Origin of the sequence: Asanoa sp. NPDC050611, assembly GCF_040654855.1 — a bacterium.
In the GTDB taxonomy this organism is placed as follows: domain Bacteria; phylum Actinomycetota; class Actinomycetes; order Mycobacteriales; family Micromonosporaceae; genus Asanoa.
Genome location: NZ_JBFAIU010000693.1, coordinates 1 through 1,248, shown reverse-complemented (window position 1 = coordinate 1,248; position 1,248 = coordinate 1). Strand labels below are relative to the sequence as shown.

Here is a 1,248-nt window from a genome sequence, read left to right as displayed (position 1 = left end):
GGGTGGCCGACATCGTGCGGCACGTGCTGACCCAACGTCGCCTCGCCACCGCACGCCGGGGAGGTGCGGCGTGACGTTCCAGAGCCCCTGGCGGCTGTTGCTCCTGCTCGCCGTCGCCGCCCTGCTGGTCGCCTACGTGCTGATGCGCCGCCGGCGCAGCCGCTATGCCGTGCGGTTCACCAACCTGCGGCTGCTCGACAAGGTCGCGCCGGACCGCCCGGCGTGGCGGCGGCACGTGCCGGCCAGCCTGTTCCTCGCGATGCTCGCGCTGCTGGTGGTCGGCTTCGCCCGGCCCACCGACGAGGTACGCGTGCCCCGCGAGCGCGCGGTCGTGATGATCGCGGTCGACGTGTCCCTGTCCATGACCGCGACCGACGTCGCACCGGACCGGCTCGCGGCCGCGAAGGAAGCGGCCCGCGGCTTCGTCGACGGGCTGCCCGAGACGTTCAGCGTCGGCCTGGTCGGCTTCGCGGGCAGCGCCTCGGTGGCGGTGGCACCGGTCACCGACCGCGCCGTGCTCGACGCCGGCATCGAACGGCTGGCCGAGGGCGGCACGGGCCGGCAGGGCACCGCCATCGGCGAGGCCATCCACGCCGCGCTGGACGCGGCCGCGGGCGTCGACCCGACCGACCCGCCGCCGGCCCGGATCGTCGTGCTGTCGGACGGCTCGAACACCGCGGGCCGCGACCCGGGCGAGGCGGCGGCCGCGGCGCTGGCCGCCGGCGTGCCGGTCGACACGATCGCCTTCGGCACCGCCGACGGCGTGATCGACGGGCCGGGCGGCGGCCAGGCGGTGCCGGTCGACGGCGAGACGCTGCGCGCGGTCGCCGAGCAGGCGGCCGGCAGCTACCACGAGGCGGCCAGCGCCGGCGAGCTGCGGGCCGTCTACGACGACATCAACACGACCGTCGGCTTCACCACCCAGACCCAGGACGTGTCGGCCCGGTTCATCGGCATCGCGCTGGCCCTGGCGGCCCTCGCGGCGATCGCCTCGATGGTCTGGTTCGCCCGCATCCCCTGATTCGGCACAGCCCTTAATTCGGCACAGCCCTTAATTCGGCACAGCCCTTGATTCGGCACAGCCCTGGAGCCGGCACAGCCCTCGCCCGTCCTGACGCTTTGCTCTGCATCCACATACGCATCACCCCCGCCGTCCTGACGTCATCCTCGTAGCCAGCGGGTTCCTTCACGCGTAGAACAGGCAAGGCCCTGACCAGAGGAAGCACTCGTCGAGGCGTCGCGTTTATC

1 protein-coding gene is annotated in these 1,248 nt (G+C 73.5%); it reads left to right on the top strand.

The window, feature by feature from the left end; genetic code table 11:
* Positions 1-70: 70 nt before the first annotated feature.
* A complete protein-coding gene (locus AB0H87_RS41880; RefSeq protein ID WP_360159457.1) occupies positions 71-1,021 on the top strand; it encodes a VWA domain-containing protein in 951 nt (316 codons plus the stop codon).
* The last annotated feature ends 227 nt before the right edge of the window (positions 1,022-1,248 follow it).